Annotated in this window: 5 protein-coding genes; all 5 read right to left on the reverse strand. The window is 70.1% G+C overall.

Annotated features, from left to right (window positions below):
- Window positions 1-1,449: ABC transporter ATP-binding protein (locus tag ACFTZL_RS39975; RefSeq protein ID WP_382593968.1), on the reverse strand; the 1,449-nt coding region annotated here is incomplete at its 3' end.
- Entirely contained in the window at window positions 1,450-2,511 is a 1,062-nt protein-coding gene (locus tag ACFTZL_RS39980) for an iron-siderophore ABC transporter substrate-binding protein (protein ID WP_382593971.1), read from the reverse strand. It lies immediately after the preceding gene.
- Window positions 2,512-2,613: 102 nt separating this feature from the next.
- Window positions 2,614-3,462 (reverse strand): ABC transporter ATP-binding protein, encoded by an 849-nt coding sequence (locus ACFTZL_RS39985; protein WP_382593974.1) that lies wholly within the window; start codon window positions 3,460-3,462, stop codon window positions 2,614-2,616.
- A gap of 38 nt (window positions 3,463-3,500) precedes the next feature.
- Entirely contained in the window at window positions 3,501-4,562 is a 1,062-nt protein-coding gene (locus tag ACFTZL_RS39990; protein WP_382593977.1) for a FecCD family ABC transporter permease, read from the reverse strand.
- Window positions 4,559-5,620: a FecCD family ABC transporter permease gene (locus ACFTZL_RS39995; RefSeq protein WP_382593980.1), complete on the reverse strand. Its 1,062-nt coding sequence runs from the start codon at window positions 5,618-5,620 to the stop codon at window positions 4,559-4,561. Before ACFTZL_RS39995 ends, ACFTZL_RS39990 begins: the two co-directional genes overlap by 4 nt.
- Window positions 5,621-5,729 lie beyond the last annotated feature (109 nt).

The raw sequence follows: 5,729 nt of genomic DNA on the forward strand, positions 1-5,729 counted from the left end.
GTTCAGACCGTCGGGGAGCAGTTCGAGCCATCCTCCGGCGCCGACCGTGCGCAGCGCCTCCCCCAACTCGTCATCGCTCGCGCCGGGTGCGGCCAGCCGCAGGTCCTCGGCGAGCGGACCGGAGAACACATGTGTCTCCTGCGTCAGGATGCTCACCAGGGCCCGCGCTCCGGCCTCGTCCAGGTCGGCGAGATCGGTCGGCCCGACCCGCACCGACCCGGCCTCCGGGGTCCCTATGCCGGCGATCAGCGCGGCCAGGGTCGTCTTGCCCGCACCCGTCGCCCCCACCAGGGCGAGCGAACCACCGTCGGGAATGGTCAGGTCGACGTCCCGCAGCACCGGATCCTCGGAGCCGGGATAACGGAACGTCAGCCCCCGCACCACCACCGGGTACGAACCGGCTTCTGCCGCCGGCACGGACTCGTCGCCCACCAGGCGCTCCTCGGCGGCCTCCCCCAGCACCCCGACCAGGCGGGTCAGGCTCGCGCCCGACTTCTGCGCCTCGTCGAAGGTGAACATGATGGCGCCCAGCGGGGTGAACAGCCGGTGGAACAGCAGCGGAGCCGCCGACACCTCGCCGAGGCTGGCGGCATCGGCCTCCAGCAGGGCGTACCCCACGACGAGGATCAGGACGAGCCCGATGAACTCGGCGCGGTTCTCCCGGCCGACGAACCGGCCGAAGAACCGGAACACCTCGATACCGAGCTCGCGCACCCGCCACGACTCACTGGTGACCTTCTCGCGGAAGGCGCCCTCGAGGCGGTAGGCGCGGACCGTGTCGATGCCGTTCAGACCGCTGATGAACGCCTGCGCCCGGTCGGCCTGGGCCACCCGCTGCTTCCGGTAGAGCGGGGCGGACCGGGGCAGATACCAGCGAAGGGCCAGGGCGTACGCGGGCAGTGCGCCGGCGCCCGCCAGGCCGAGCCGCCAGTCAAGACCGAACATGCCGAGGGTGGCGATGACGACCAGCACGCCCGCCGAGAACACGGTGGGCACGGCCGTGCGGATGCCCTTGGACAGCACGGCCACATCGTCACCGACGCGGGAGAGCACGTCTCCCCGGCCGACCTGCTCGATCCGGGCGCTCGGCATCCCGAGCACCGCCCGGACGGCGCCTTCGCGCAGCCGGGCGAGCAGATCCGCGCCCAGCCGCCCGATCAGGTAGGTCGAGACCGCGGTGGCCGCCGCGCCGAGCAGCGCGGCGGCACCGATCAACACCCCGATCGTGACCAGGATCGATCGTTCCTCGCCCCCGACGACCCCGTCGACCACCCGGCCGAGCAGGAGCACCGGGAGCACCTGGAGCGCCGCCCCCGCGACCGTGGTGAGCACGGTGGCGGCCGTCAGCCAGGGCATCTCACGGCAGTGTGCCGTGACCCATCGGGTGGCCTCGCGTCCGGTCGTCGTGCGCAGGGTCGCCGGGGCGGGGCGCGTCGCGGTGGTGCTCACTTACTGATCGACCGACTTGACGAGCTCGTCGATCGCGTACGGCATGGACAGCAGGGTGCCCTGGGAGATGGCCGCGCCGACCGCGGGTCCCTCACTGTCGAGCAGGTACGACACGTTGCCCTTCTTCACGGCGTCCAGGTTGGCGAAGAGCTTGAACTTCTTCAGCGCCTCGGTGTCGGCCTTGTCGTTGATGACGAAGATGTGGTCGACGTCGACGAGGTCGACGCGCTCCGGCGAGAGCGTGGTGTAGAAGCTGCCGCCCGCGATCTTGTCGATCTCGGTCTGGTACTTGTAGCCGATGCCCGTGACGAGTCGTCCGCGCACATCGGTGGAGGTGAACGGCGCCACCGAGTCCTTGTACCAGGACAGCGCGACGGCGGTTTCCTTCCCGAGCTCGGGGTGGGCCTTCTTGGCGGAGTCGAGCTGGCCCTGGATGTCCTGGACCATCTTCTCGCCCTCCTTGGCCTTGCCGAGGGCCTTGGCGATGTGGAGCGCGTTGTCCTGCCAGGGGGCGCTGAAGGGCTCCTTCTCGGCCTTGGTGCGCGCCACCGTCGGGGCGATCTTGGACAGCTTGTCGTAGGCGGCCTTGTCGATCTCGGAGTAGACCGCGACGATCAGGTCCGGGCGCAGGGCGGCGATCTTCTCGTAGTTGGGGCCGGAGTCGCCGTTCTTCATGACGACCTCGGGCTTGGTGTCGCCCCACTTGTCCTTGACCCAGGGCCACTGGGTGTTGATGTCAGGACTCTTGCCCGGGGGGTTCGGGTACTGGTCGACCATGCCGACGGGCTTGATGCCGAACGCCAGGATGGTCTGGTCGTCGGTGTAGCCGACGGAGACGACCCGCTTGGGCGCCTTGTCGACCGTCGTGGATCCGAAGGCGTGCTCCACGGTCACCGGGAAGGCGCCGGCGGCCGCGGCCTGCGTGCCGTCGTTCTGCTGGTCCGTCTTGTCCGCCGAGTCGGAACCGCATCCCGCGAGGAGACCGACGCCGAGGGTGGCGGCGGTCAGTATCGCCGCCATGCGCCGCCAGGGCCTGCCGAGCGTCGTTCGGTGGAGGAGCATCCAAAACCCCTTGCTTTCGAGCTAGTTCGCTGCACCCTCGCCTAAGGGCAGGCAAACCTTACCGTGATGGAGTGAGGTTAGCCTAGCCTTACTTCTCCGTCTTTATCGGGATGTGTCCAACTGGACGTGTGTGCGACCGATAGGGACGATGAGCGGCCGGTCGCCCACCGGGTCGTCGATGACCCGCGCGCGCAGCCCGAACGCCTCGTGCAGCAGCTCGGCGGTGATCACGTCACGCGGGTGGCCCTGCGCCAGGATCGAACCCTCCCTCATGACGACGAGGTTGTCGCTGTAGCGCGTGGCCAGGTTGAGGTCGTGCAGCACCATGACGACGGTGCAGCCCGACTCGTGCAGGTCGTCCACGAGATCCAGGACGTCGATCGCGTGCGCCAGGTCCAGATAGGTCGTCGGCTCGTCCAGCAGCAGCAGATCGGTGCCCTGAGCCAGCGTCATGGAGATCCAGACGCGCTGGCGCTGCCCGCCGGACAGCGCGTCGACCGGCCGGTCCGCCAGATCGGACACCCCGGTCATGGCCAGCGCGCGCTCCACCACCTCGGCGTCGTCCGAGGACCATTGGCGCAGCCAGCTCTGGTGCGGATGGCGGCCCCTGGCGACCAGGTCCGCCACCGTCAGCCCCTCCGGCGCGACCGGCGCCTGCGGCAGCAGACCGAGCTTCTTCGCCACGTCCCGGGTCCTGAGCCGGCCGATGTCCTCGCCGTCCAGGACGACGGAGCCCCCGGACGGCTTGAGCAGCCGCGACAGCGTCTTCAACAGGGTCGACTTCCCGCAGCCGTTGGGGCCGATGATCGTGGTGACCACGCCCGGCGGTATCGCCACGTCGAGCTCGTCGATGACGACCCGGCCGCCGTACCCGACCGTGACACCCTTGGCTGCCAGCCGCGAGGCGTCGTCGACCCCGGTCTTCGTCCGGTTGATGGACTGTGCGACCACAAGCCCCCCTTACTTAGGTATGCCTGACTCTTGTACACCTATCTGAGGTTCGCCCGCACCAGCAGATAGACGAGGAAGGGGCCGCCGATCGCGGCGGTGACCACACCGACCGGCAGCGAGACCGGCAGCGCCGTGCGCGCGACCAGGTCCGAGCCGATCAGCAGCAACGAGCCCACGAGCCCCGAGGCCGCCATCGGCGGTGTCGGGCACCTCGCCAGACGCATCGCCACCTGCGGCGCCACCAGCGCCACGAAGGGGACCGGGCCCGCCGCGCTCACCGCCACACCGGCCAGCAGCACGGCGCACAGCAGCAGGACCGCCCGTACCGCGGCGTACCGGACGCCCAGGCCGGCGGCGACCTCGTCGCCGAAGTGCATCGGCTTGAACTGGAACGCGACGAAGGACACCACGACGAGGAGGACGAGCGAGCACCACAGCGCCACCCAGACCTCGTCCCACTCGCGGTCCTCCAGCGAACCGACGAGCCACGCCTGGGCCTTGGCCACGTCCCTGATGTCGGCCGTGACGAGCAGCCAGGTCGTGATCGCCTCCATCACGGCGCTCACGGAGATGCCGATGAGGATGAGCCGGAAGCCGTCGACCCCGCGCCGCCAGGCCAGGAAGTACACCAGCAGGCCCGTGCCGAGCCCGCCCGCGAGCGCGGCCGCCGACAGGCCCACGGAGTTGACGATCGCGGCTGCGGTCCCGCCCGACACGGTCACCAGGAACACCGCGACCGCGCTGGCGCCCGAGGTGATGCCGAGAACGTCCGGGCTGGCCAGGGGATTGCGGGCGATGGACTGCGTGATCGCCCCGGACACCCCCAGCGCGATGCCCACGACGAGCCCGGCCAGGGCACGCGGCATCCGCAGGTCCATGATGACGAACTGGTCGACCTGCTCGCCCCGCCCGAGGATCGTCGCGATCACCCGCGACAGGCTGATGGGGAAGTCCCCGACGCCGATGGACAGACAGAAGACCAGGAAGGTCGCCGTCGCCAGGAGCAGCGTCACGCACAGGATCCAGGGCCGCCAGACGAACGACACCCGGCCGAGCCGCACGCCCGGCAGCACCGACGGCTTCACATCTGTCACGTTCATGATTTCCTGAACTTTCCGCGCCACACCAGAACCGCGAAGAACGGGGCGCCGAGGAGCGCCACGAGGACGCCCGCGTCCAACTCGCCCGGCCGCACGACCAGTCGGCCCACGATGTCGCAGAGCAGCAGGACGACGGCCCCGAGCAGACCTGCGTACGGCACCAGCCAGCGGTAGTCCGGCCCGGTCAGATACCGGGCCACGTGGGCCACCATCAGCCCGAGGAACGCGATGGGTCCGCAGGCCGCCGTCGCCGCTCCCGCCAGCAGGGTGATGGACACGATGCCGACGGTCCGGCTCAGCGCGATGTTCACGCCCAGTCCCCGTGCCACGTCGTCACCCAGGTTGAGCAGGTTCAGGGAGGGCAGCGTGGTCAGGGCCAGCACGAGACCGGCGCCGATGAAGGCGGTGACGGGCCAGATGACGTCGAATCCGACCCCGTTCAGGGAGCCCGAGTTCCAGAACCGCAGGGCGTTCAGGGCCTGCTGGTCCGAGAGCGCGACCGCCGTGGTCATCGCCGCCAGGAACACCGTGACCCCTTGTCCGGCCAGTGCGAGCGTCAGCGGGTTGCCCGCGCCCCGGCCGATGCTCGCCAGCCCGAAGACGACGACACCGGCGATCCCCGCCCCCAGGAAGGCGAACCAGACGTACTGGAACGGGTTGCCGAACCCGAACACGGAGATCGCCACCACGACCGCGAACGAGGCGCCGGAGTTCACGCCCAGCAGGCCCGTGTCGGCGATCGGATTGCGCGTGTACCCCTGGATCAACGCCCCGCCGACGCCCAGGGCGATGCCCGCCACGACCCCGAGAACCGTCCGGGGCACCCGCACGGTCTGCACGATGAGCCGGATCTCGGTGAGCCGCTGGTCGGCCTCCGGGGCCGCGAACAGCCCGTGCCACACGTCGGTGGGACTCAACGCGCGTGCGCCGACGGCCAGCGACAGCACCGTGGCGATCACCAGGAGCGCCACGAGGGTGCCCAAACCCACGACCCGCCGCCGACGGGCCTTCGACGAGCCCCTGGGCGCGGGGCGCTCAACTGCAGCAGTCGTGCCCATGTCGACGTACGTTATCCCTTGTGCGGTCGGCGACTTGATCCGGACCGTGGGCTCGTTGCCCGACCCGGCGACGATCAGCACCTTGCCCGTGTGCAGCAGGGCGGCGTGG

Origin of the sequence: Streptomyces sp. NPDC056948 (assembly GCF_042674225.1) — a bacterium.
Classification (GTDB): Bacteria; Actinomycetota; Actinomycetes; order Streptomycetales; family Streptomycetaceae; genus Streptomyces; species Streptomyces purpurascens.